We start from the raw sequence: 23263 nt of genomic DNA, 5'->3' as shown, positions 1-23263 counted from the left end.
CCGGTCGCCTCAGTGCACAGAGGTCTGTGCACAGGCGACTGTGTACACATGGCTCAGGACGAGAGCACCACTGACGACGATGCCGTGCTCGGCGAGGGCAGTGCCTCCCAGGGCGGCGTCCCCGTCGAGACACCGGCGGACGGCACCCCCGCCGAGACACCGGCGAGCGGCACCCCCGCCGCAGCGGCGGAGGGCGACACCCCCGCGAGCAGCCACCTCCCGCCCGTGCCCCAGGAGCTCAACGACCTCCGGGCCCTCAAGGCGCTCGCGCAACCCCGGCGGCAGCAGATGCTGCAGCACCTCACCCTGCACGGCCCCGCCACCTCCGCGACGCTGGCCCGCGCCCTCGGGCTGAACACCGGGGCCACCAGCTACCACCTCCGCGAACTGGAGCGGTACGGCTTCGTCGAGGAGACACCGGGCCCCGGGCACGGGCGGGAACGTTGGTGGCGTCTGATCCCGGGCGACCGGCGCTTCCCGCCCCGCAGTCGGCAGAGCGCCGAGATGCGGCTCGTCATGGACGAGCTGAACCATCACGCGTACGCCGCCGACCTCGAGCTCTTCGCCCGGCTCCAGCGGGAGACGGACGCCGCCGAGGCGGACGAATGGGCCGACGCTTTCCCGTACTCACGCGGCACGATGCGGCTGACGGTCGCCGAACTCCACGAGTTCTTCGAGGAGTACATCGCACTGCTCAACCGCTACAAGCGCCCCGAGGCCGACACCCCGCCCGGCGCGCGCACGGTGCTCACCCGCTTCCTCGCCTTCCCGACCCCGGTGACCGATGAGGCCGCCGACAACCGCAAAGGTCCCGAGACGCCATGATGCTGAGCTACGCACTGCAGACGATCCGGGACCGCAAAGGCGGATTCCTGGGCGCGTTCGTCGCGTTGATGTGCGCCGCCGCGCTCATCACGGCCTGCGGCACGCTTCTGGAGACAGGCCTGCGCGGCACCATCCGCACCGAGCGCTACGCCGCCGCACCCGTGATCGTCTCCGCGGACCAGAACGTCCACAAGACGACCGTCAAGCACAAGAAGGGCAAGACCAAGGTCAAACACAAGGCCAAGCCGATCGCCGAGCGGGCCTGGCTGCCGGACAGCGTCACTCAACGCCTCAAGGGCGTCCCCGGGGTCGGCAAGGTCGTGCCTGAACTGACCTTCCTGGCAGAGCCGTTGACGCCTTCCGGGGCGCGCGACGCGAGCCGCCCCGCGTACGGCCACGTCTGGACGTCGGCCGCCCTCACCCCCTTCCGGCTCGCCGACGGACGGGCCCCGCGCGCCGACACCGACCTCGTCGTCGACCGCGGCCTCGCCGACCGCGCCGGACTCAAGCCCGGCGACCGCCTCACCGTGCAGTCGACGCAAGCCCCACGCACGTACCGCGTCACCGGCATCGCCACCCCCGACAAGAGCGGCGGCAGCGGCGACGGCGCGCTCGCGCACCAGACCGCGCTGTTCTTCTCCGCCCAGGAGGCCCAGCGGCTCGCCGCCCACCCGGGCAAGGTCACCGCTGTGGGTGTCATGCCGGCCGACGGCACATCCGCCGACCAGCTCAAGGCGGCCGTCAAGAAGGCGCTCAGCGGTACGACGGTGCAGGTCAACACCGGTGGTGGCCGGGGTCCTGTCGAGTTCTTGGACGCCGCGGGCGCACGGGTGCGGCTCGTCAGCATCGGCGGCGCGATGGGCGGCACCTCGCTGCTCGTCGCCGTCCTCGTGGTCGTCGGCACCTTCGCGCTCTCCATCCAGCAGCGCCACCGCGAACTGGCCCTGCTGCGCGCCATCGCCGCGAGCCCGAAGCAGATCCGCCGTCTGCTCGGCCGTGAGGCGCTCATCGTCGGAGCGGCCGGGGGAGTGCTCGGCGCGCTCGCCGGAATCCCGCTCGGCGGGCTGCTGTACGACGAGTTCGTGTCCCGCGGCGCCGTCCCTGCGACCCTCGACCGCGTCGTCAGCCCCTTCCCGCTGTTCGCCGCCGTCGCCGCGACTCTTCTGGGCGCCTGGGCCGCCGCTCGCGTCTCCGCGCGCCGCATCGTGCGGATCCGCCCGGGCCAAGCCCTCGCCGAGGCTCGCGTCGAGCCCGCCAGGCCCTCCTGGGTCCGCATCGGGGCAGGTCTCGCCCTCCTTGCCGCGGGGGTGGTCCTCGTCGTCGTCCTCGGCAGCCTGCGCACCGAGCCCGCCTCGACTCCCGTCACCTTCCTGGCCGTTGTCGTCCTCGCCACCTCCGTCGCCCTGCTCGGGCCGCTCATCGTGAAGGCGGCCGCAGCCCTCCTCTCCCTCCCCATGCGCATGACCGGCCCCGGCGGCCGCCTCGCGCACGCCAACCTGCGCGGCAACGCCGCCCGCATGGCCGCCGCCGTCACCCCCCTCGTCCTGCTCATCGGCATGACCTGCACCGTCCTGTTCGTCCAGCCCACGCTCGACGCCGCAGCCACCGCCCAGGCCCGGGACGGCGTCCGCGCGGACTGGGTCCTGACCGCGCGGGGACCGGGCGTGCCGGGGCAGGCCGCGGACCAGCTCCGGACGGCCGCGGGCGTCGACGCCGTCACCGAGGTCGTCCGCACGACCGTCCGCGTCGGCCTGGACAAGTACCCGGCGCAGGGCGTGACCCCGGCGGGGCTCGGGCGCACCTGGGACCCGGACGTCACCGCGGGCTCGCTGACGTCCTTCGGCGCGGGCGACGTCGCCCTCAGCGAGGTCGCCGCCGACCAGCTCCACGTAGAGCCGGGCAGCAGCCTCAAGCTCACGCTCGGCGACGGCACCCCGACGACCCTGAAGGTCACCGCCGTCTACGCGCGCGGGCTCGGCTTCGGCGATCTGACCATGGCCCACGAACTGGTCGCCCGCCACATCGACAACCCGCTCGCCGCCACGGTCCTCGTCAAGACCGACCGTACGAAGGATCAACTCTCGACGACCCTCGAGAAGTTCCCGAACGTACGCGTCCAGTCACCCTCCGCGGTCGGCACTCTTCAGGCCGAGCGCGGGCAGGCCAACGCCGAGGTGAACCACGTGGCCATGGGCCTGATCCTGGCCTTCACCGCGATCGCCGTCGTCAACACGTTCGCGATGTCGATCTCCGAACGCGCCCAGGAGTTCGCGCTGCTCCGCCTCGCCGGTGCGACGCGCCGCCAGGTCCTGCGGATGCTGCGCACCGAGGCGCTCGCCGTACTGCTCCTCGCGACCGTGCTCGGCAGTGGCATCGCCCTCGCCGTACTGACCGGCTTCAGCGTCGGCATGACCGGCGCCGCGGCGCCGACTGTCCTGCCCCTCGTCCTCGCGGCCGTGGTCGGTGTCGCCGGACTCCTCGCCCTGACGGCGACGGCGCTGCCCGGCCGGGCCGCCCTGAAGCCGCGCCCCGTCACCCTCGCTACGGCCAAGGAGTAAGAGGCGATACGCAAAGGAGTAAGGGGCGATACGCAGTGGAGATCGCCCCTTACCCGGCCTACTCGACCGGCAGCCCCGCCGCTTTCCACGCCTGGAAGCCGCCGATGAGGTCCGTCGCGTGCCGCAGGCCCAACTGGCGCAGGGAGGCGGCCGCGAGGCTCGACGCGTAGCCCTCGTTGCAGAAGACCACGACCCGCAGCTCATGACTGGTCGCCTTGGGTGCGCGGTGGCTGCCCTGGGGGTCGAGGCGCCACTCCAGTTCGTTGCGTTCGACGACGAGGGCGCCGGGGATCAGGCCGTCCCGCTCGCGCAGCTCCGCGTACCGGGTGTCGACGAGCAGCCCGCCCGAGCCCGCGATGTCGTATGCCTGCTCAGGGGTGACCCGGTCGAGGCCGCGCCGCACCCGCTCCAGCAACTCGTCGATGCCCACGGGGGATTGGGGTTCTCCGGAGGGGCGCTGTTGCGCGGGGACTCCGGGGACGCCGTTCATTTCCAGGCCCGCGCTCACTGCCAGTCCTCCGGACGCTCGACGTGCTCGAGGCGTAGCACGGCGCCGGTGCGGCTGTAGCGGCGGATCTGTGGGAGCGGGGGGTAGTAGGCGTGCACGGAGATGGCGTGCTGGTCCGTGGACTCGTTGAGCACCTCGTGCACGTGGTTGCGGCCGAAGGCCCGGCCCTGTCCGGTGGCGAGACGGCGTTCACGGTCGACGCCGTCGGTGAGTTCCAGGGTCTTCCAGCCGTCGGTGGGCAGGCGGGCGGCGAGCGAGTTCTCCTTGAGGGTGCCCGCGGCGGTGGTGAACGCGCCGACCGACTCGGCGTGGTCGTGCCAGCCGGTGCCGGTACCGGGTGGCCAGCCGATCAGCCAGGCCTCGCTGCCCTGAGGGCCTTCGAGGCGCACCCAGGTGCGGCCCTCCGCGTCCAGGGGCAGCGAGGCGATGAGGTTGGTGTCGGCCGCGGCGCGGCGTACGAAGTCGAGGAGCTCGGCCGAGGTGGGCTTGGCCGTCGGCCGGGCGGGCGTGGGCAGCGCGGCGGGTACGGGAGCGGAAGCCGGTACGGAGGCAGAAGCCGGTACGGGAGCAGAGGCCGGTACGGAGGCAGACATGGGGTCCGTCCAGTGAGTTCGCGGAAGCGCACACCGGCGTACGGCATGCGCGAAAGGAGGAAGGGCGAATTCAGCAGGACGGCTGACACACGCAGCCCGCATAGCGGACGAGGTCCATATGGACCCTCCGCCACAGGCGAACAGCGGTGTCGGTCATGGTCGGGAGTAGACCATGCGGCCGAGAGACGGTCAACTCATGCTCAGCATCCGGTCGGTCGGTTGTCTCAGGATGAACCACCGGGCTTCTTGGGGCCACGCTTTCCGCTGGTCGGAGCCTTGGAGGGGGTACGGGAGGGGGTACGGGAGGAGGTACCGGACGCGGAGTCGGACAGGTGCTCGGGCGAGCCGCCGGACGTCTCGCCGGGACCGGAATCGGGACCGGAACCGGATTCGCGACCGGGGCCGGGATCGCGACCGAGGCCGGAATCGGGACCGGAACTGGAACGGGGCTCCGCACCGCTCCCGCCCGCACCGCTCCCGCCCGCCCCGGACTCAGCCCCGCCCCGCGCCCCCGAAGCCCGACTCCCCGAGCCCCGATCCCCCGAGGCGCGTCCCTTCGCACTCTCACCCAGCGCCGCCTCGGCCGCCGCGTAAAGCTCCGCCGGGCGCACCCCGCTGAGCGCGGTGACCAGATGGCCGTCGGGGCGTACGAGAAGGACGGTGTGCGCCGCGGCGCCCGGGTAGCCCTCCGCGACGAGGAGCTCGGCGGGATGGGGGAGCGCGGTGACCGCGGCGGCGAGCCGGGGCATGATCCCTGCCGTCACCCAGTGCCGCCGCTCCCACACGACGGTGCCGGGCGCCACGAGCACGACGAGCAGATGACCGCGGCCGAGCCGGTCCCGCAGCCGGATGAAGGTGCCGTCGGGCGCGGTCACGCCTACGTCGGTGACCGGACTGCCCGGTTCCGTGTCCACCGCCACGACGGAGTCCGAACTCTCCGGAGCCAGCGGCGAGTCGGTGTACCTGCCGGGTCCGCCCAGAGGTCCGTTGCCCACATGGCCGTCCATGAGCAGGGCGTCCTGCCCCCGCGCGGTCCCGGGGACGTACGCCCGCAGGCCCTTGCCGCCGCGCAGCGCGGGCAGCGCCTGGTCGGCGGCGCGCAGCCGCCCGGAGACGGCGCCGCGGCGCTCGGCCTGATAGCTGTCGAGCAGGGCCTCGCGCGGGCCGTGGTGCCAGGCCAGGGCCAGCTTCCAGGCGAGGTTGTCCGCGTCGCGCAGGCCCTCGTCCAGGCCGTGGGTGCCGAGCGCGCCGAGGAGGTGCGCGGCGTCCCCGGCCAGGAAGGCGCGGCCGACCCGCCACCGGCGGGCGAGGCGGTGGTGGACGGTGTGGACGCCGGTGTCGAGCAGTTCGTACGACGGTGTGGCGCCGCCGCACCAGCCGGCGAGCGTCTCGCGGATGCGGGTCACGAGGACGTCGGGTGTCACCAGCTCGCCGCGCGGCGGCAGGAGCCAGTCGATCCGCCACACGCCGTCGGCCAGCGGACGTCCCGTCACCTCGGCACCGCCACCGCGCCAAGGAGGGCTCCGATGCAACAACGCCTGGCCGGGCCACGGAAGTTCCGTGCGCAGCGCGGCGACCGCGTGCCGCTCCACCGCCGTGCGCCCCGGGAAGCGGACGTCGAGCAGCTTGCGCACGGTCGAGCGGGGCCCGTCGCACCCCACCAGATAACTGCCGCGCCACCAGGTGTCCTTGAGGCCGCGCGTGTGGGCGGTGAGACCGGAGGCGTCCTGCTCCAGGGCGTCGAGCTTGCTCTCCACGGCGACCTTGACGAGGCGTTCGTCGGCGATGGCGGCCCGCAGGGCGCCGGTCAGCTCGTGCTGTGGGACGTGCAGCGGAGAGGGCAGCTCGTCACTGAACGTGAGCTCCCGCATCACCTGCTTGCGGCGCATGGAGCGCCATCCGGTCCAGCGCGCGCCGGTGTCCACGTCGCCGAACGAGTGCCCGGCGAGCCGTTCGACGAGCGCCGTGGTGTCCTCGCGCAGGACGGCGGTCCGCGCGGGCCGCTGCTCGTCCTTGCCGGGCCCTTCGTCGAGGACGACAGTGGGGACGGAGTGACGTGCGAGGGCAAGGGCGAGGGTGAGGCCGACGGGACCCGCGCCGACGACGATCACCGGGTCCACGGCGCGCGGCCTCCTGCCAGGACGGTCCGGGAGCGCTGGACGTACGTACAGGAAATGGCAGTTGGAACCCGGTGCACGATCACAGAACGTATGCAACAGACTGCATGGCACCCCGTCAAGCGGACGCTCGGGGCGTACCCCTTCGGGAGACTGGGCGGGGCACCACCATGGCGATGGCCCGCCGGTGTTCCGGCGGGCCATCGCGGTGTGCGTGCGCGAACGCGCTACTTCTTGAGGTCCGGGGGTGGCGTGTCCTCCGGCGGCTCGGTGGCGCCGCCGTCGGCCGTGGCCGCGCCGTCAGCCGTACCGTCCGAGGAAGTCGTCTCCTCCGTAGAGGAAGTCGCCTCCTCCGTAGAGGCCGCGTCCTCTGCCACGGCCACACTGTCCGCCGTCGGCGGGACGGCAGGCGACACGGGCTTGTCGAGCACCTGCGGTGCCTCGGCGGGCTCGGCGGCAGCCGCCACCTTGATGCCCGTCTTCGCCCGGCGGCCACGCCGCTCGATCCATGTGGCGAGGGACGAAAGGGCCAGACACATCACGATGTAGATGGCGCCGACGACGATGACCACAGGGGTGATCGGATTCTCGCCGTTGACGATGATGTTGTTCGCCATCGTGCGGGCGGCGAAGAGCAGTTCGTCGTACGTGATGATGTAGCCGAGGGACGTGTCCTTCAGCGTCACCACCAGCTGGCTGATGACCGTCGGCAGCATGGCGCGGATCGCCTGGGGCATCTGCAGGGTGATCATGACCTGCGATTTGCGCAGGCCGAGCGCGTACCCGGCCTCGACCTGACCGCGGGGCACGGCGTTGACGCCCGCGCGGAACACCTCGGCCTGGACGCAGCCGTTGTAGACGGTGAGGCCGATGACCAGCGCCCAGAAGGCGGCGTTCTCGCCGATCACGCCCAGGTCGTTCTGGTAGGTGAGGATCAGCACCCACAGCGCGTAGATGGTGATCAGCAGCGGGACGGCGCGGAACAGCTCGATGAAGCCCGTGGCGAACCAGCGGATCGCCCGGTGGTCCGAGAGCCGGCCGACGGAGAGCAGCAGGCCGAGGAGGAGGGAGAGGACTCCGGCCAGGGCGAACACCTTGAGGGTGCTCAGGAGGCCGTCGCGGATGTTGTTCCGCACGCCCGCGTTGTTGAAGATGTCCCAGACCTCGGGCTCCAGCTGGCCCTTGTCGTGCAGTCGGAAGACCGAGAAGACGATCAGGCCGAGCACGGCGAGCGAGCCGACGACCGTGTAGATCCGGTTGCGCAGCCGGGCCTTCGGCCCCGGTGCGTCGAACAGGACGCTCGAACTCATCGCGCGACCCCCAAGCGGCGCTCAAGCAGCCGGAAGAGACCGCTGATGGTGAAGGTGATGATCAGGTAGCCGAGGGCCACCCAGAGGAAGATCCAGGCGATGTCGAAGCCCTTGTCGCTGAGCAGCTTCTGCACGCCGAACAGCTCCGTCACGCTGAACGCGCCCGCGATGGCGGAGTTCTTCGTCAGCGCGATGAAGATCGAGCTGAGCGGAGGGATCACCGTACGCGTGGCCTGCGGCAGGACGATCAGACGCAGGGTCTGGAAGAACGTCATGCCGATGGAGCGGGCGGCCTCCGCCTGGCCCAGGGGCACCGTGTTGATGCCGGACCTGATGGCCTCGCAGACGAACGCCGAGGTGTAGAAGCCGAGCGCGAGCAGCGCCTTGGTCCAGGGGCTGAGACCCGGCATGAAGATCACGGGAACGACGAACCACGCCACGAGGAAGAGCACCGTGAGCGGGGTGTTCCGGAAGAGCGTGACCCAGGCCGCGCCGAAGAAGCGCAGCGGGGGCACGGGAGACACGCGGAACCCGGCGATCACGATCCCCAGCACCATCGCCAGGGCTCCGCTGGCCAGGGTCAGCAGGATGGTTCCTATGAACCCCTCCCGGAATTCCGGGAGATGATCGAGCAAAACATTCACGGAGATGTCCTAGCGGCGGCTGCTGTCGGGCGGAGCTGCCGCGCCCCGTGGGTGCCGTGACGACACCCACAGGGCGCGACGCTCAGTGCCGGTGGATCGGACGGAGGTGTCAGTAGCGCTCGAGCGCCGGGGGCTCCTGGTACGGGGAGCCCGACAGGCCGAGGGTCGCGTCGTACGCCTTCTTGTAGTCACCGTTCTTCTGGTGCGCCTCGAGGGCGTCGGCGACGGCGTCCCGCAGGGCCTTGTCGTCCTTGTTCATGCCGACGCCGTACGGCTCCTTGGTGAAGGGGTCGCCGACGACCTTCAGCTTCTCCGGGCGCTGGGCGGCGTAGCCCTTGAGGATGGCGTCGTCGGTGGTGACGGCGTCGACCTCCTTGTTCAGCAACTGCTGGACGCACTCGGAGTACTTGGACAGCTCGACGGTCTTGGCGCCGTACTTGGACTTCTTGATCTCCTGCAGCGGAGTCGAGCCCTTGATGGAGCAGACCGTCTTGCCCTTGACGGACTTCGGACCCGTGATGCTCTTCTCGTCCTTGCGGACGAGCAGGTCGGCCCCGGCGAGGAAGTACGGTCCGGCGAACCCGACCTGCTTCTTGCGCTCGTCGTTGATCGTGTACGTGCCTACGTAGAGGTCGACCTGGCCCTTGGAGATGGCCGTCTCACGCACGTTCGAGTCGATCGTCTCGAACTTGACCTTGTCCGCCGGGAAACCGAGGTCCGCCGCCACCATCTTGGCGATCTCGATGTCGAAGCCGGAACGCTTGCCGTCGGTGTCCTCGAAGCCGAGGAACGGCTGGTCGTTCTTGGCGCCGAAGACGATCTCGCCGTCCTTCTGCGCCTTCTTCAGGGTCGGCGAGTCGATCTTGACGTTCTTGGCGACCGCGTACGTGGGCAGCTTCGGCTGGTCCTTGCCGCCGGCGCCGCCCTTCGGCTTGTCACCGGCGGTCCCGGAGTCGCCGCCGCAGGCGGTGGCGGTCAGGGCGAGAGCGGCGATCACCGCCGCCGCGGCGGCGGACTTGCGAACCTTCATGGTGGACATCCTTTGTTTCGGCGGAGGTTGAGGGAGACGCTGTGGTGCGTCCTGGCATCGAGGTGGCGTCCCCGGCGGCCCCGATGCCGTCGGCGCACGGGCCGCGCCGGCGGGGCGCACGCGGGTGCGCGTCAGTGATGCAGGATCTTCGACAGGAAGTCCTTGGCGCGGTCGCTGCGCGGATTGCTGAAGAACTGGTCCGGTACGGCCTCTTCGACGATCCGGCCGTCCGCCATGAAGACGACACGGTTGGCCGCCGACCGGGCGAAGCCCATCTCGTGCGTGACGACCACCATGGTCATGCCGTCCCGGGCGAGCTGCTGCATGACCTCGAGGACCTCGTTGATCATCTCGGGGTCGAGGGCCGAGGTGGGCTCGTCGAAGAGCATCACCTTGGGGCCCATCGCCAACGCGCGGGCGATCGCGACGCGTTGCTGCTGGCCTCCGGAGAGCTGCGCCGGGTACTTGTCGGCCTGGGAGCCGACGCCCACCCGGTCGAGCAGGGTGCGGGCTTTCTCCTCCGCCTCCGCCTTGGGCGTCCTGCGCACCTTGGTCTGGCCCAGCATCACGTTCTCGAGCACGGTCTTGTGCGCGAAGAGATTGAAGGACTGGAAGACCATGCCCACGTCCGCGCGGAGCCGGGCCAGTTCCTTGCCCTCCTGGGGCAGCGGCTTGCCGTCGATCGAGATCGCTCCCGAATCGACGGTCTCCAGGCGGTTGATGGTCCGGCACAGCGTCGACTTGCCCGACCCGGAGGGACCGATCACGACGACGACCTCGCCACGGGTGATGGTCAGGTCGATGTCCTGGAGGACGTGCAGGGCGCCGAAGTGCTTGTTGACACCCTTCAGCACGACAAGGTCGTCCGCCGCGGGCTTGGCGTCCTTGGTCACCGATACTTCGGTCACGGCTTGTTGCTCCATCCTCCTCGGGTTGGGAGGACAGTAGTAACCCGGTGCGACCAGCGTCATTACATCTGAGGGGAAATTGAGCATAACGATCCGGCCGCAACCGGACACTCCGCGTGAAGGGGGCGCCCCGGCTGCGTACCGGGTGCATAACGGAACGTGTCCGTGACCCTAAGGGCCTTGACGCGGTCCTTATCCATCGGCGTGGATGCCTTGGGTGCTTTCGTGCGCCTGTATGCCGCTTGAAATCCGCGCGCACGCGCGCGTGCCTGGCGGCCACGAACACACATGCGGGACCGCGTGAGCGGGAACGGAACGACCGATGAACGAGTGGGGGGCCGGATGGGCTGGAAGGAGACCGCATGAGACTGCTGCTCGTCGAGGACGACGACCATGTAGCCGCCGCCCTGTCCGCGGTCCTGGCCCGGCACGGCTTCGCCGTCACCCACGCCCGCAGCGGCGAGGAGGCCCTGCAGGCCCTGCTGCCCGGCGAAGCGGCGCCCTTCGGAGTCGTACTCCTCGACCTCGGTCTGCCCGACCAGGACGGCTACGAGGTCTGCGGCAAGATCCGCAAGCGCACCTCCATCCCCGTCATCATGGTCACCGCCCGCGCCGACGTCCGCTCCCGCATCCACGGCCTCAACCTCGGAGCCGACGACTACGTAGTGAAGCCGTACGACACCGGGGAACTCATCGCCCGCATCCACGCCGTCATCCGCCGACCCTCGGCCGGCGGCGCCGCGAAGAAGTCCCCCGACACCGAGCTGCGGCTCGGCAGCGTCCGCATCGAACTGCCCACCCGGCAGGTCAGCGTGGACGGCGACGTGGTCCAGCTGACCCGCAAGGAGTTCGACCTGCTCGCGCTGCTCGCACAGCGCCCCGGAGTCGTCTTCCGGCGCGAGCAGATCATCAGCGAGGTGTGGCGCACGAGTTGGGAGGGCACGGGGCGCACGCTGGAGGTGCACGTGGCGTCCCTGCGCGCCAAGCTGCACATGCCCGCCCTGATCGAGACCGTGCGCGGAGTCGGCTACCGGCTCGTCGCCCCGGCGTCGTAGCGGGCACAGGTGCGCGCCCGCCTCCTTCCGCTCCTCATCGTCCTCATGGCCGGCGTGCTGCTCGCCCTGGGCTTCCCGCTCGCGGTCAGCGTGGCGTCGGCCCAGCAGCAGAAGGTGGTCGTCGACCGCATCGACGACACGGCGCGCTTCGCCGCGCTCGCGCAGTTCGTCACTCAGCGCCCCACGGGCTCACGGGTGCGCGACAAGGACGAGCGGCGCGAGACCCTGCAGAAGGAACTCGACTACTACCACGAGGTGTACGGCATCAAGGCGGGCGTGTTCTTCCGCGACCGCTTCCCCATGGCGCACGCCCCCGGCGACTGGTACCTGCCCACCGGCGGCGGGGACCTGAGCGACGCCTTCGAAGAGGCCCTGCGCTCCCGCGGCAGCCACAACCCGCCCCAGGTGTGGCCCTGGAACGAGGGCGGGCGGATCGTCGTCGCCTCACCGGTGATCCGCGACGGCGACGTCGTGGCCGTCGTCGTCACCGACTCGCCCACCGGACGCATGCGCGCGAAGACCCTGCACGGCTGGCTGCTCATCGGCGCGGGCGAGTCCGCCGCCATGCTCCTCGCGGTCGGCGCCGCGCTGCGCCTCACCGGCTGGATCCTGCGCCCGGTGCGGGTCCTGGACGCCACCACCCACGACATCGCCACCGGCCGCCTCGCCTCCCGCGTCGCGGCCGCCGGCGGCCCGCCGGAACTAAGGCGCCTGGCCCGGTCGTTCAACGAGATGGCGGACAACGTCGAAGACGTCCTCGAGCAGCAGCGCGCCTTCGTCGCCGACGCCTCGCACCAACTGCGCAACCCGCTGTCCGCCCTGCTGCTCCGCATCGAGCTCCTGGCCCTCGAACTGCCCGAGGGCAACGAGGAGATCGCCTCGGTGCGCACCGAAGGCAAGCGCCTCGCGCAGGTCCTCGACGACCTGCTCGACCTGGCGCTCGCGGAACACGCGGCGGCGGATCTCCAGCTCACCGACATCGGCGAGCTGGCGGCCGAGCGCGTCGCCGCCTGGCGGCCGCTCGCCGAGGAGCGGGGCGTGCGGCTGACCGGGGAGTGCCCGGCGACGACCGGCTGGGCGGACCCGATCGCCCTGTCCAGCGCCCTGGACGCGGTGATCGACAACGCCCTGAAGTTCACACCCGAGGGAGCGGAGGTGCGGGTGCGGGTCACCGCCGCCGACTCCAGGACCACCGTCGTCATCACCGACGGCGGCCCCGGCCTGTCCGACGACGAACTGGCCCGCGTCGGCGACCGCTTCTGGCGCAGCAACCGCCACCAGAACGTCAAGGGTTCGGGCCTCGGCCTGTCGATCTCACGGGCCCTGCTCGCTGCGGGCGGCGGCACGATGGCGTACGAGCGCCATGAACCCCAGGGCCTGAAGGTGACGGTCGGCATTCCGCGACAGGCGCCGGAGGGGGAGGGGGCGGTCCGGAAGTAGCGCGGGGCAGTGGGGCAGCGGGGCGGCTCGGGTTCGGCCGAGGGTGCTGCGGGCTTGCGAGCGGCGCTGGCGCTGGTGCCTCAGGTGAAGCGGTGCCTCAGGGCTTGACCGAGCGGTAATAGCGCCGCGCGCCCTCGTGCAGGGTGAGGGGGTCGGTGTACAGGGCGGTGCGCAGGTCCACCAGTTGGGCCGCGTGCACCTGCGCGCCGATGTGGTCCCGGCTGTCGATGACGGTCCGGGTCAGGCCCTCCGTCAGCTCCGCGTCGGCCCGGTCGGTGGTCACCAGGAGGTTCGCCACGGCCAGCGTCGGCACGGCCGCGCTCTGCTGGGCCAGCGGGTAGGCGTCGGCCGGCATGGTGGCGGCGCGGTAGTAGCGGGACGCGCCGCCCTGCTTGTGCAGTGCGTCGACGAGGCCGCCGAGCGGTACGAGGCGGATGGCGAGGCTCTCGGACAGCTCCCGCACCGAGCTGGTGGGCAGGCCGCCCGACCAGAAGAACGCGTCGATGTCGCCGTTCCGCAGCAGCTCGGGGGCGGTGTCTATACCTGCGGGCCGCGCCTTGATGTCCTTGTCCAGGCTCAGGCCCGCGGCCTTGAGCACCCGGTCGGCGATCAGTCGCACGCCCGAGCGCGGCTGCCCCACCCCGACCCGCTGGCCGCGCAGGTCCTTCGCCGACTCGATCTTGGACGAGCGCCGCACGACGAGCTGCACGTAGTCGTCGTACAGCCGCGCGCAGCCCTGTAGCCGGTCCGCGCCCGGCCGGTCCTCCAGGCGGTACTTCTCCACGGCGTCGGCCGCCGCGATGGTGAAGTCGGCCTTGCCCGTCGCGACGCGCTCGACGTTCTGCTGCGAGCCCTGGCTGTTGAGCAGGTCGATGTCGACGTCCGGCATGTCGTCGGCGGCGGCGTTGCGCAGCAGCTTTCCGTACGTCTCGTAGACGGCGCCCTTCACTCCCGTACTGAAGGTCATCCGGCCCTGCGGCGAACTCCCGCCCACCGGGAGCAGCCACCACAGGAGCAGGCCGAACACCACGAGGGCCGCCGCCGAGGCCTGCAGGGCCCGGCGCCGGCTGAGGTGGAGGGCCGCGAACATGGGCGCGATCCTGCCACCTCGCGCGGCGTGCTGGCCAGGGCGGACCGTGCCGGTACGCGGGCGGGGTGCCTGCGGCGGGCTGCGCCGATACTGAGCGGGGAGCCTGCGGTGGACTGTGCCGGTACTGAGCGGGCCCCGGATGCCGGGGTCAGGCGCCGCGCGCGTGGTCGGCGAGGACCTCGTGGATCACATGGCGCGCGTTGGCGGCGAGCACCGGGTTCGTGACGGCGTAGTACGGGAGCTGGATGAGCGCCATGGACAGCGCACGGCCGCGCCCGCGCGCCCACATCGCGTCGTCTGCGCCGGTCGCGGTGCGGAACGTCTCGCGGGCGTCGGCGGGCAGGAGGTTCCAGGCGACGATCAGGTCACAGGCCGGGTCGCCCAGTCCCGCCGTCCCGAAGTCGATCACCGCGTCGAGGCGGCCGTCCCGGACCAGCAGGTTGCCGGGCATGAGGTCGGAGTGGACCCAGACGGGTGGGGCGTCCCAGTCGGGGGTGCGGAGGGTGGCCTCCCAGACGGCGGTGGCGGCGTCCAGGTCGATGCGGGTGTCGACGGTGGGAGTGGGCGTGGGCGAGGGGGCGAGGGAGGGGGCTGGGGAGGTGTTGGCGGGGTTCGCTTGCGCGTGACCCGCGTGACCCGCGTGACCCGCGTGGCTCGGCTGCCCCACTTGCCCCGACCGCCCCAGCCGTCGCAGCTCCTCGATCGCCGCACGGGTCTCGGTGTCCTGCGTCGACACCGGGGCCCCGCGATAGGCGGGCGGCCCGTCCGTCGGGTCGGCGCCGCGCATGGCCGTGACGAACGCGGCCAGGTCCGCGGCGAGCGCGTCGGGCGCGGTGAGTGCCCCGGCGGCCGGGTTCTCGCCGTCGAGCCAGCTGTGGACGGACCAGGCCCACGGATACCCCTCGCCGGGCTCGCCGCGGCCCAGCACGGCGGGGATCGTCGCCGGGAGCCGAGGCGCGAGCCAGGGCAGCCAGCGGCTCTCCTTGGCCACGTCCTCGGCGCCTCCGGCGATGCGGGGGAGGCGCACGGCCATGGCGTCGCCGAGCCGGAACACGGCGTTGACGGTCCCGGCCGACGGGAACTGCTCGACGGGCAGGTCCGCCCACTGCGGGAACTGGGCCGCGAGCAGCTTTCGGACCAGCGGTACGTCGATGTCCGGCTCCCCGGCGTGCAGCTTGCCGTTCTGGTGGGGCTCGTCGGTGGGCGTCGTCATGCGGGCATTCTTCGTCGTCGCACCGCCTGGGTGAAACCGAATTCTCAGCGGTCGATGACGCGTTGGAGCCGTGCGTCCTAGTGCTTGCGGGCCACGCCGCCGAACATCGCCACTTCGTCCGGCTCGCCGGGCCCCTCCGGCTCCGGGCGCCAACGCGAGCAGGAGACCACGCCGGGCTCCAGCAGTTCGAGGCCGTCGAAGAACTTGGCGACCTGCTCCGGAGTGCGCTGCGTCAGCTTCGGAGTGCCGTGCTCGTTCCAGAAGGCCACGGCCGCGTCGACGTCCGGCATGGCCGGGCTGGTGATCGTGTGCGACAGGACGAGGTAGCTCCCCGAGGGCAGCGCGTCCATGATGCGGCGCACGAGCCCCTGGGCCTCCTTGTCGTCCTCAATGAAGATCACGACTCCCAGGAGCATCAACGCGACCGGACGGCTGAAGTCCAGCGTCTGGGAGGCGTGTTCCAGGACGGCCTCGACGTCACGCATGTCGGCGTCCAGGTAGTCCGTCCGCCCCTCGGGGGAACTCGTCAGCAGGGCACGCGCGTGGGTGAGGACCAGCGGATCGTTGTCTACGTAGACGATGCGTGACTCCGGGGCGATCCGCTGGGCCACCTCGTGGGTGTTGTCCGCGGTCGGCAGTCCGGTGCCGATGTCGAGGAACTGGCGTACGCCGCAGTCGGCCACCAGGTGCCGTACCGCGCGGCCGAGGAACAGCCGGTCCGCGCGCGCGTAGTCGCCGATTCCCGGGTGGAGTTCACGGATGCTGTCGCCCGCCTCGCGGTCGACCGCGTAGTTGTCCTTGCCGCCGAGCCAGTAGTTCCAGATGCGGGCCGTGTGCGGCTGCGCGGTGTTGATCCGGTTCCGTACGGCGTCGGCCGCGTCGACCGAGTCCTGCGGGGACGACTCCTGGGGAGAAGGGCTCGCGGTCACGTGATCGCCTCCTGGCGTGACGTTTTACGTGTGACGTGATGAGGACGTGGCGGGGTGGGGGCCGTGACGCGCGCGGCCGCTGATGCGCCAGGAGGCAATCTAGTCGCGGAATGCGGGCGTCCATCGCACGCCTGCGGCACGGCACCCCTGAACGCCCTTGGGGAAGGGCGGTTTTCGAGGGATGCGGGGTGCCGCGGGGGCGGTGAGCGTCGGTGAGACGGTGGCGCGCCCGTGCGCGGGACGGCGTCCGTGGGCGGGACGGCGTCCGTGGGCGGGACGGCGTCCGTGGGCGGGACGGCGCCCATGCTCAAGTCGGTGTTCACATCCACGCCGAGGTCCGTGTTCAGCGGATGCGGCGGCGCGCCTTGTGCGTCCGGACGCCGATCCGCACCTCCGTCTCCAGGGTGCGTGGTGCCGCCGCCGCACGCGCCTCCGAGACGACCTGCTCGGCCAGCTGGCGCAGGACCGCGCGGGGTGAGCCGTCGGCCGCGAGGACCAGCGTGACGCGCGCCCGCAGCCGGTGCGGGCGGCCTAGGAGGCGTACGTGGGCATGGGCCACGCCGTCGACCGCCTTGACACGCTCGGCCATCGCCGCGGCCAGCGCCGGTCCTGCGAGGGTGACCCCGTCCCGGCCGAGGGGGAGCACCCGCAGGCGCCCCGCGCGGACCTCCAGGGCGGCCCACCACAGGAACAGCAACAGGGCGACGGCCAGGGCCGCGATCACGACGGGCGGCCACCAGCCGTGGTCGCGCCAGCGCCCGAGCGCGGCGCCGTCCAGCCATAGGCGGTCGGTGCCGAGGCGCGGCCAGCCGGACGGCAGCCGGTCCCGGACGGGGGTCGCCGTCGTGGCCAGGGCGGCGCCCGAACCGAGCAGCACCGCCGCGGCGCACACCAGTGTCGCGCGGTTCACGCCTTGCCGAAGGGTGCTCATGAGGGTCCGCTCCCCGGTGCGTGCTCCTGGGCGGCGGGCTGCGGCGTCGTCCCGGGCGGGCTCGGGTCCGGGGCGGGCGGGGGTGCCGGTTCGCGCCATGTGGGCTCCGTACGCAGCCGTACGCGCAGCCGGAGCGGCCTGGTGAGTCCGCACTCCGCCAAGGCCGCCTCAGCCGCTCTCAGGGCCTCCTGGCGGGCCGTGACGGGGTCGCCGAACCCCAGCCCCACACGCGCCCGCGCTCGGCGGCGCCCGACGCGCACACGCACCCGCGTGACGCCGGGCACCTGGACCACGGCGTCCCGCAACAGGGCTGCGGCCGCCCCGCGTTCAAGGGTCGCGCGCACCCCGGGCAGCGGTGCCGCCATCGGGAGACGCCGTCGCTGCCCCGGAGTGATCGCCAGGACCAGCAGGCACACGCCGAGGGCGAGCACGGCCGCCGCGACGGCGAGGTTCACCGCCGTCCCGACGTCCGGTCCGTGCGTGGTCAGCCAGTCCACGAGTCGCACCCGCCACCGCGCGGGAGCCCGGTCCGCCGCGTGCACCGCCACCACGTCGTACAGGAGCACTCCGGAGGCGACGGCCCCGGCGAGGGCCAACGCGGCCACGGGCAGCCGACGTTCGGACCACGGGCGCCGTGCGCCGCGCGTGCCCGTCGCCTCCGTAGACGTCGCTTTGCCGTCCCCGGCGTGTGTGGCGCCTTCAGCAGTCCCAGCGCCCTCGGTGACCCCCGTGCTCCCGACGACCCCCGCGCCCCCGATGGCCCCAGTGGCACCGACGTACGCAGAGCCCCCTGCGTACCCGGCGCCCTCCGCGTAATCAGCCCCCTCCGTAGAGCGCTCCCGCAGGGACAACTCCCGTACGTGGACCCGGGCCGAGTCCACGGAGAGCCCCGTCAGGTGGGCCGTGCGGTCGGTGACGTGCGAGCGCACGCTCTCGCCGGTGTCGTCCAGCACGCCCGCGTAGGGCACCGCCACGGTGACACCCACCCGGGCCCGGCGGCCGCGCACGTCCGCCGAGCCCTGGCTGACCCGGACCTCGCCCGGCCCGAGTGCCTCCGTAGCGGCGCGTTCCGCGATCCGGCGCACCGCGCGGTCCGCGATGGTGGTCGCACCGCGTTCCGCTGCGGGGGTGCTCATCGCCGCTCCCGGTCACGGCCGGACAGGAACTCGCGGATGCCGATGCCGTCGTCCATGAGGCGACCCAGGACGAAGCCCACCGCGCCGAGCGCGGCGACCAGCAGGAAGGCCCCGAAGCCGCCGAACCATCCGGCGAATCCCAGTGCCATCCCCGAAAACAGGCCCACCAGGGCTTTGTTCACCACTCACCTCACACTGCAGAAGGGACAACTCACACCGCGGAAGGGGCTTCGGAACCACAGAGAGTGGGGCGGGCCCTACTCCACGCGGGTCTCCGCGGTGGCGTCCCGGTCGTCGTCCGGCAGGTGCACGTCGTTGATCGCGACGTTGACCTCGACGACCTCCAGGCCGGTGATGCGCTCCACGGCCGCGATGACGTTCTCGCGCACGTCGTGGGCGACGTCCGTGATGGGCACGCCGTACTCGACGACGATGTCCAGATCGATCGCCGTCTGCCGCTCGCCGACCTCGACCTTCACGCCGCGGCCCACGTTCGGGCGCCCGCCGGGCACACGGTCGCGCACGGCGCCGATGGTGCGGGACAGACCGCCGCCCATGTCGTGCACTCCGGGGATCTCGCGCGCGGCCATGCCGGCGATCTTGACGACCACGACATCCGCGATGGAGGTCTTGCCGCGCGTCGCCGCGGGTTCGCTCGCGCCCGTGCGGCCGGTGAGGGTGGTGGCTCCTTCGGTGCTCTTCGCGCCGCCGACGAGGTCCTTCTCCGTGCTGCTGGAAGCGGCCGACTTCGAGGTGAGCTCCTGTGTCGCCATATCGGCATCTCCTAGTCGTTGATCTGATCGATCTCGTGGGTCGTGCGGGTCCCGATCGGCCGTGCGTGCCAAGCAGGCCGTACCGATCGTGTTGGTGCTCTGCCCCCGTCGCGCGTTCCGTGCCGTACGGCGCTCCGTCGCGCCGAACCACTTCGTACCGCGCCCTTCACCTCCACTGACACGGGTGCCCCGAATCCGTTACGCGCCTCTCGGGAATTTCTTCTCCGGACGGGTAGCGTGCCTGCGCCGCGTAACGCGGGCGGCTTGTCCTGTGTCGTAAGAGGACGACCGAAGCGAGAGGAGCCGCGTGTGCCCGGGGAACGGGGCGGAGCGCCGGAGGACACGGATGCGTCGTTGCCGCATGAGGACGCGCTGCTGGTGGTGCGCGCCGCCGAAGGTGACGACGAGGCCTTCGAGGCGCTCGTGCACCGGCACGCGCCCGTCCTGCTGCGCCTCGCCACACGGCTGCTCGGCAGCCCGACAGAGGCGGAGGACGCCGTGCAGGAGGCCTTCGTGAGCGCCTGGCGCAAACTTCCGGAGTTCCGCGGGGAGGCCCGGTTCGGCACCTGGATGCACAGGATCGTCACCAACCGCTGTCTCAACGTGCTGCGTTCGCGGCAGCCGGTGGCGGCCTTGGACAGCGTTCCGGAACCGCAGGCTCCCGAGCATCAGGTGTCCCCGCCGCGGGCCGCCGAGGCGCACGCCGCCGTCCAGGACCTGTCGCGGGCGATAGAAGGGCTCTCACCGGAGCAGCGGGTGTGCTGGGTCCTGCGGGAACTCGACGGCGTGCCCTACGAGTCCATCGCCGAGTCGGTCGGCATCAGCCAGGAGGCGGTCCGGGGCCGCGTCTTCAGGGCCCGGCGCTATCTGACGGAGGCGATGGCCGGATGGCGATGAACGAAGGCGGGGCACCGGGCGGGACGTCGTTCGAGGACGTGCCCGAGGAGGAGATCCTGCCCTGTGGCCGGGAACTCGCGCAGGTGTGGGAGCAGGCGGAGGCGGGCGAGCCGGATCCGCACACGGCCGTCTGCCCGCACTGCGCCGACGCGCTGCGGGCGCTGCGCTCCCTGGAGGACGTCGTCGCCCGGGCGCGCGACGACGAGCCCCAGGACCGCGTCTGGGACACCACCGCGCTCGCCGGCCGCGTCATGGACGTCGTACGCCTCGAGCTGCGGCCGGGGCGTACCCTCGCGCTGGGCGAGGCCGACGAGGACGCGTGGATCGTGGAGGCGGCGGCCGCGCGGACGTTCCGGGCCGCCGTGGACTCCCTGCCCGGCGTCCGCGCGGGCAGCTGCCGCATAGAGGCCGAACCCCAGGACACCGGCCGCCCGGCCTCGGCCCCGCCTCCGGGGCGGCTGCCGCGCGGACCGGCCAGGATCCGTGTCGAAGTGCAGGTCGGCCTCTCCTGGAACCTGCAGCTCGTCGCGGACGAGGTGCGCGCCAGGATCGTCGAGGCGGCGGACCGCGAGCTGGGCATGCGGGTCGCGGCGGTCGACGTGGTGATCGTCGATCTGCTCGACGACGCGGACACGGACGTCGACACGGACGCGGGCGGGGGCCCGGGCAGGAATGGCGCGGGCCGGGGCAGGGACCGGGGCGCGGGTACCGAAGGGCGGCAGGGATGACGGAACAGCAGGCTCCGCCGGCACTCGCGGACGTCGTCGGCACGGCCGTCCTCGCCACCCCTGGCGTGGCCTTCCTGCGCCCCGGCCTGGCCGAGCTCCTGCGCTCCTCCGTGGGCCTGGGAGCGGGCCGGGGCACGTCCGGGGCAGCCGGGGCGTCCGGCGTGCGCGTGGAGCGCAGGAAGGGCTCCCAGGGCCTCGACATCGAGGTGTACGTGGTGCTGAACCGCGGGCACCGCGCCCTGGACGTGACCCGCGCGGTGCGCTCGGCGGTCGTGGCGGCCCTGGACGGTCAGGCGTCGGGGGCGGCTTCCGCGCGGGTCAAGGTGACGGTGACCGGGGTCGTGTAGCGGCGCGGGGTCAGCGGGGCGCGTAGTTGACCCTCCCGAAGGGCCAGTCCGCGGCCAGCCACGCGCTCACGGCCGCGTACAGGGGCGCGTCGAGAGCGGCCCGGTCGGCCCGGACCCAGGACCGGACGTCGGCGGCGAAATCGTCAGCCCTGGAGTCGTCGGCGGTGAAATCGTCAGCCCCGGAGCCGTCGGCGGCGAAATCGTCGGCTCCGGAGTCGTCGGTGCGCGAGGCGTCGACATGCGGCGGATAGATGTAGAGGCACCCGATGACCTCGCCGCTCGCCGTCTCGATCACGGTGTACGTGAATCCGCCGCGCCGGACGAAGTCCTCCGCGTGCTCGACCAGGTCGCGCAGGTTCTCCTCCGCGGTCATCCCGGCCACCGGGGGCCAGCTCCGGCCCTGGAAGCCCGGGGTGGCTCGGATGTGCTCGATGCTGCCGGTCCAGGCGGCGAGGTCCTCGGTGTTGTGCCGGCCACCCAGCGGTTCGAGGCGGAACTCCGGTGTGACCAGTTCCAAGGGGACGACGAAGTCGTCGGGGACGAAGGAAGCACTCATGGGCCGAAGCTATGGGGACCGGCCCACGGATCGCACCCGAATTGGGCGGGGACCGGTCGGGGGCCAAGGGGGTGAGAGCCCACTGCCGCAACCCCCGTACCCTTGAGGGATGACCAGCAGCAGTGTCCGGACCGGAGCAGTGGACGAAGCAGTGGACGAAGCGGCCGTCGCGCGAAGCTACGAGATCCGCACCTACGGGTGCCAGATGAACGTCCACGACTCCGAACGCCTCTCCGGCCTCCTGGAGAACGCCGGTTACGTGCGCGCCCCGGAGGGCTCCGACGGCGACGCGGACGTGGTGGTCTTCAACACGTGCGCGGTCCGTGAGAACGCCGACAACCGCCTGTACGGCAACCTCGGCCGCCTCGCTCCCCGCAAGACCCAGCGCCCGGGCATGCAGATCGCCGTCGGCGGCTGCCTGGCCCAGAAGGACCGCGACACCATCGTCAAGAAGGCGCCCTGGGTGGACGTCGTCTTCGGCACCCACAACATCGGCAAGCTGCCGGTCCTCCTGGAGCGCGCCCGCGTGCAGGAAGAGGCGCAGGTCGAGATCGCCGAGTCCCTGGAGGCGTTCCCGTCGACCCTGCCCACGCGCCGCGAGAGCGCGTACGCGGCGTGGGTGTCGATCTCCGTGGGGTGCAACAACACCTGCACCTTCTGCATCGTGCCCGCCCTGCGCGGCAAGGAGAAGGACCGCAGGACCGGCGACATCCTCGCCGAGATCGAGGCGCTCGTCGGCGAGGGCGTCTCGGAGATCACGCTGCTCGGCCAGAACGTGAACGCCTACGGCTCCGACATCGGCGACCGCGAGGCCTTCAGCAAGCTGCTGCGCGCCTGCGGGCAGATCGAGGGCCTGGAGCGGGTGCGCTTCACCTCCCCGCACCCGCGCGACTTCACGGACGACGTGATCGCCGCGATGGCCGAGACGCCGAACGTGATGCCGCAGCTGCACATGCCGCTGCAATCCGGCTCGGACCCCGTCCTGAAGGCGATGCGCCGCTCCTACCGCCAGGAGCGCTACCTGGGAATCATCGAGAAGGTCCGCGCCGCCATCCCGCACGCGGCCATCACCACGGACATCATCGTCGGCTTCCCCGGAGAGACCGAGGAGGACTTCGAGCAGACCCTGCACGTGGTCCGCGAGGCCCGCTTCGCGCAGGCCTTCACCTTCCAGTACTCCAAGCGCCCCGGGACGCCCGCCGCCGAGATGGACGACCAGATCCCCAAGGAGGTCGTCCAGGCGCGCTACGAACGCCTGGTGGCCCTCCAGGAGGAGATCTCCTGGTCCGAGAACAAGAAGCAGGTCGGCCGCACCCTGGAGCTGATGGTCGCCGAGGGCGAGGGCCGCAAGGACGGCGCCACGCACCGGCTGTCCGGCCGCGCCCCCGACAACCGCCTGGTGCACTTCACCAAGCCCGTCACCGAGGTGCGCCCCGGTGACGTGGTGACGGTCGAGATCACGTACGCGGCGCCGCACCACCTGCTCGCCGAGGGCGCCGTGCTCGACGTCCGGCGCACCCGCGCGGGCGACGCCTGGGAGAAGCGCAACACGGCGGACGCCCCGAAGCCCTCCGGAGTGCTGCTCGGCCTCCCCAAGGTGGGCGTCCCGGAGCCGCTCCCGGCGGCCACGGGCGGCTGCAGCATCGACTGACGCACACGGCGCTCTCAAGGCGGG

The 23263-nt window shown here is 71.9% G+C and carries 23 protein-coding genes and 1 pseudogene; 8 read left to right on the top strand and 16 right to left on the bottom strand.

Annotated features, from left to right (window positions below):
• Window positions 1–48 precede the first annotated feature (48 nt).
• Window positions 49–825 carry an ArsR/SmtB family transcription factor gene (locus ACFVHO_RS31955; RefSeq protein ID WP_385722281.1) on the top strand — a complete coding sequence of 259 codons (777 nt, stop codon included), beginning with the start codon at window positions 49–51 and terminating at the stop codon, window positions 823–825.
• On the top strand, window positions 822–3383 hold the full coding sequence (locus ACFVHO_RS31950; protein ID WP_385722278.1) for an FtsX-like permease family protein: 2562 nt from the start codon (window positions 822–824) through the stop codon (window positions 3381–3383). Before ACFVHO_RS31955 ends, ACFVHO_RS31950 begins: the two co-directional genes overlap by 4 nt.
• 58 nt (window positions 3384–3441) lie before the next feature.
• Here the strand turns inward: ACFVHO_RS31950 and ACFVHO_RS31945 are convergent, their stop codons facing one another.
• The 8 genes and pseudogenes from ACFVHO_RS31945 to ACFVHO_RS31910 all read right to left on the bottom strand — a co-directional run bounded on the left by ACFVHO_RS31945 (window position 3442) and on the right by ACFVHO_RS31910 (window position 10493).
• Entirely contained in the window at window positions 3442–3873 is a 432-nt protein-coding gene (locus ACFVHO_RS31945; RefSeq protein WP_385722344.1) for a rhodanese-like domain-containing protein, read from the bottom strand.
• Between the two features lie 14 nt (window positions 3874–3887).
• A complete protein-coding gene (locus ACFVHO_RS31940) occupies window positions 3888–4484 on the bottom strand; it encodes a cysteine dioxygenase (RefSeq protein WP_385722275.1) in 597 nt (198 codons plus the stop codon).
• Between the two features lie 70 nt (window positions 4485–4554).
• Window positions 4555–4641: a putative leader peptide gene (locus ACFVHO_RS31935; protein WP_361832679.1), complete on the bottom strand. Its 87-nt coding sequence runs from the start codon at window positions 4639–4641 to the stop codon at window positions 4555–4557.
• 361 nt (window positions 4642–5002) lie between these two features.
• Window positions 5003–6604, bottom strand: a pseudogene (locus ACFVHO_RS31930) (FAD-dependent monooxygenase); the annotation flags it as partial.
• Between the two features lie 224 nt (window positions 6605–6828).
• Entirely contained in the window at window positions 6829–7911 is a 1083-nt protein-coding gene (locus ACFVHO_RS31925; protein WP_385722272.1) for an amino acid ABC transporter permease, read from the bottom strand.
• Window positions 7908–8555, bottom strand: a complete 648-nt coding sequence (locus tag ACFVHO_RS31920) for an amino acid ABC transporter permease (RefSeq protein ID WP_190119349.1) — start codon at window positions 8553–8555, stop codon at window positions 7908–7910. The genes ACFVHO_RS31925 and ACFVHO_RS31920 overlap by 4 nt, the downstream gene beginning before the upstream one ends.
• A 109-nt stretch (window positions 8556–8664) precedes the next feature.
• Complete coding sequence (locus ACFVHO_RS31915) at window positions 8665–9585, bottom strand: glutamate ABC transporter substrate-binding protein (RefSeq protein WP_385722269.1); 921 nt, start codon at window positions 9583–9585, stop codon at window positions 8665–8667.
• 131 nt (window positions 9586–9716) lie between these two features.
• A complete protein-coding gene (locus tag ACFVHO_RS31910) occupies window positions 9717–10493 on the bottom strand; it encodes an amino acid ABC transporter ATP-binding protein (protein WP_385722266.1) in 777 nt (258 codons plus the stop codon).
• Window positions 10494–10855: 362 nt separating this feature from the next.
• Here ACFVHO_RS31910 and ACFVHO_RS31905 point away from each other — a divergent pair, with 362 nt between their 5' ends.
• Window positions 10856–11548 carry a response regulator transcription factor gene (locus ACFVHO_RS31905; protein ID WP_385722263.1) on the top strand — a complete coding sequence of 231 codons (693 nt, stop codon included), beginning with the start codon at window positions 10856–10858 and terminating at the stop codon, window positions 11546–11548.
• Window positions 11549–11557: 9 nt separating this feature from the next.
• Complete coding sequence (locus tag ACFVHO_RS31900; RefSeq protein WP_385722261.1) at window positions 11558–12988, top strand: sensor histidine kinase; 1431 nt, start codon at window positions 11558–11560, stop codon at window positions 12986–12988.
• Window positions 12989–13085: 97 nt separating this feature from the next.
• Here the strand turns inward: ACFVHO_RS31900 and ACFVHO_RS31895 are convergent, their stop codons facing one another.
• The 7 genes from ACFVHO_RS31895 to ACFVHO_RS31865 all read right to left on the bottom strand — a co-directional run bounded on the left by ACFVHO_RS31895 (window position 13086) and on the right by ACFVHO_RS31865 (window position 19060).
• Complete coding sequence (locus ACFVHO_RS31895; protein ID WP_385722258.1) at window positions 13086–14078, bottom strand: TAXI family TRAP transporter solute-binding subunit; 993 nt, start codon at window positions 14076–14078, stop codon at window positions 13086–13088.
• A 148-nt stretch (window positions 14079–14226) separates the two neighbouring features.
• The gene (locus ACFVHO_RS31890) at window positions 14227–15291 is read right to left on the bottom strand and encodes an aminoglycoside phosphotransferase family protein (RefSeq protein WP_385722256.1); all 1065 of its coding nucleotides are present in this window, start codon (window positions 15289–15291) and stop codon (window positions 14227–14229) included.
• Between the two features lie 77 nt (window positions 15292–15368).
• Window positions 15369–16145 carry an SAM-dependent methyltransferase gene (locus tag ACFVHO_RS31885; protein ID WP_385722341.1) on the bottom strand — a complete coding sequence of 259 codons (777 nt, stop codon included), beginning with the start codon at window positions 16143–16145 and terminating at the stop codon, window positions 15369–15371.
• A gap of 418 nt (window positions 16146–16563) precedes the next feature.
• Complete coding sequence (locus ACFVHO_RS31880) at window positions 16564–17151, bottom strand: hypothetical protein (protein WP_385722253.1); 588 nt, start codon at window positions 17149–17151, stop codon at window positions 16564–16566.
• Window positions 17148–18287: a DUF6286 domain-containing Asp23/Gls24 family envelope stress response protein gene (locus tag ACFVHO_RS31875; protein ID WP_385722250.1), complete on the bottom strand. Its 1140-nt coding sequence runs from the start codon at window positions 18285–18287 to the stop codon at window positions 17148–17150. Before ACFVHO_RS31875 ends, ACFVHO_RS31880 begins: the two co-directional genes overlap by 4 nt.
• A complete protein-coding gene (locus ACFVHO_RS31870) occupies window positions 18284–18469 on the bottom strand; it encodes a hypothetical protein (RefSeq protein ID WP_385722339.1) in 186 nt (61 codons plus the stop codon). The genes ACFVHO_RS31875 and ACFVHO_RS31870 overlap by 4 nt, the downstream gene beginning before the upstream one ends.
• A gap of 75 nt (window positions 18470–18544) precedes the next feature.
• Window positions 18545–19060, bottom strand: a complete 516-nt coding sequence (locus ACFVHO_RS31865; protein WP_385722247.1) for an Asp23/Gls24 family envelope stress response protein — start codon at window positions 19058–19060, stop codon at window positions 18545–18547.
• A 354-nt stretch (window positions 19061–19414) separates the two neighbouring features.
• Between ACFVHO_RS31865 and ACFVHO_RS31860 the strand changes: the two genes are divergently transcribed.
• The 3 genes from ACFVHO_RS31860 to ACFVHO_RS31850 are packed head-to-tail and all read left to right on the top strand — an operon-like array spanning window position 19415 to window position 21032.
• On the top strand, window positions 19415–19957 hold the full coding sequence (locus ACFVHO_RS31860) for an RNA polymerase sigma factor (RefSeq protein WP_385722336.1): 543 nt from the start codon (window positions 19415–19417) through the stop codon (window positions 19955–19957).
• Window positions 19948–20685, top strand: a complete 738-nt coding sequence (locus ACFVHO_RS31855) for a hypothetical protein (protein ID WP_385722244.1) — start codon at window positions 19948–19950, stop codon at window positions 20683–20685. The genes ACFVHO_RS31860 and ACFVHO_RS31855 overlap by 10 nt, the downstream gene beginning before the upstream one ends.
• Window positions 20682–21032, top strand: coding sequence for an Asp23/Gls24 family envelope stress response protein (locus ACFVHO_RS31850; protein WP_385722241.1), 351 nt, complete (start codon window positions 20682–20684; stop codon window positions 21030–21032). Before ACFVHO_RS31855 ends, ACFVHO_RS31850 begins: the two co-directional genes overlap by 4 nt.
• A 10-nt stretch (window positions 21033–21042) precedes the next feature.
• On the opposite strand, the gene ACFVHO_RS31845 is transcribed toward ACFVHO_RS31850, so the two are convergent.
• Window positions 21043–21588 (bottom strand): N-acetyltransferase, encoded by a 546-nt coding sequence (locus ACFVHO_RS31845; RefSeq protein WP_385722238.1) that lies wholly within the window; start codon window positions 21586–21588, stop codon window positions 21043–21045.
• A 109-nt stretch (window positions 21589–21697) separates the two neighbouring features.
• Between ACFVHO_RS31845 and miaB the strand changes: the two genes are divergently transcribed.
• Window positions 21698–23239 (top strand): tRNA (N6-isopentenyl adenosine(37)-C2)-methylthiotransferase MiaB, encoded by a 1542-nt coding sequence (miaB, locus tag ACFVHO_RS31840; protein ID WP_385722236.1) that lies wholly within the window; start codon window positions 21698–21700, stop codon window positions 23237–23239.
• The last annotated feature ends 24 nt before the right edge of the window (window positions 23240–23263 follow it).

The sequence above is a fragment of the Streptomyces sp. NPDC127108 genome (assembly GCF_042677545.1).
Taxonomy (GTDB): domain Bacteria; phylum Actinomycetota; class Actinomycetes; order Streptomycetales; family Streptomycetaceae; genus Streptomyces.
The sequence above is the reverse complement of the archived record's forward strand: the minus strand, read 5'-3'. Positions and strand labels throughout refer to the sequence as shown.

Bases quoted from the DNA above. Each gene is read 5' to 3' on its own strand.
- ACFVHO_RS31955 (WP_385722281.1), top strand. From the start codon at position 49: ATGGCTCAGGACGAGAGCACCACTGACGACGATGCCGTGCTCGGCGAG.
- ACFVHO_RS31865 (WP_385722247.1), bottom strand. From the start codon at position 19,060: ATGGCGACACAGGAGCTCACCTCGAAGTCGGCCGCTTCCAGCAGCACG.
- ACFVHO_RS31905 (WP_385722263.1), top strand. From the start codon at position 10,856: ATGAGACTGCTGCTCGTCGAGGACGACGACCATGTAGCCGCCGCCCTG.
- ACFVHO_RS31935 (WP_361832679.1), bottom strand. From the start codon at position 4,641: ATGACCGACACCGCTGTTCGCCTGTGGCGGAGGGTCCATATGGACCTC.
- ACFVHO_RS31875 (WP_385722250.1), bottom strand. From the start codon at position 18,287: ATGAGCACCCCCGCAGCGGAACGCGGTGCGACCACCATCGCGGACCGC.
- ACFVHO_RS31950 (WP_385722278.1), top strand. From the start codon at position 822: ATGATGCTGAGCTACGCACTGCAGACGATCCGGGACCGCAAAGGCGGA.
- ACFVHO_RS31915 (WP_385722269.1), bottom strand. From the start codon at position 9,585: ATGAAGGTTCGCAAGTCCGCCGCCGCGGCGGCGGTGATCGCCGCTCTC.
- ACFVHO_RS31945 (WP_385722344.1), bottom strand. From the start codon at position 3,873: ATGAACGGCGTCCCCGGAGTCCCCGCGCAACAGCGCCCCTCCGGAGAA.
- ACFVHO_RS31895 (WP_385722258.1), bottom strand. From the start codon at position 14,078: ATGTTCGCGGCCCTCCACCTCAGCCGGCGCCGGGCCCTGCAGGCCTCG.
- ACFVHO_RS31880 (WP_385722253.1), bottom strand. From the start codon at position 17,151: ATGAGCACCCTTCGGCAAGGCGTGAACCGCGCGACACTGGTGTGCGCC.
- ACFVHO_RS31940 (WP_385722275.1), bottom strand. From the start codon at position 4,484: ATGTCTGCCTCCGTACCGGCCTCTGCTCCCGTACCGGCTTCTGCCTCC.
- ACFVHO_RS31850 (WP_385722241.1), top strand. From the start codon at position 20,682: ATGACGGAACAGCAGGCTCCGCCGGCACTCGCGGACGTCGTCGGCACG.
- ACFVHO_RS31890 (WP_385722256.1), bottom strand. From the start codon at position 15,291: ATGACGACGCCCACCGACGAGCCCCACCAGAACGGCAAGCTGCACGCC.
- miaB (WP_385722236.1), top strand. From the start codon at position 21,698: ATGACCAGCAGCAGTGTCCGGACCGGAGCAGTGGACGAAGCAGTGGAC.
- ACFVHO_RS31925 (WP_385722272.1), bottom strand. From the start codon at position 7,911: ATGAGTTCGAGCGTCCTGTTCGACGCACCGGGGCCGAAGGCCCGGCTG.
- ACFVHO_RS31845 (WP_385722238.1), bottom strand. From the start codon at position 21,588: ATGAGTGCTTCCTTCGTCCCCGACGACTTCGTCGTCCCCTTGGAACTG.
- ACFVHO_RS31855 (WP_385722244.1), top strand. From the start codon at position 19,948: ATGGCGATGAACGAAGGCGGGGCACCGGGCGGGACGTCGTTCGAGGAC.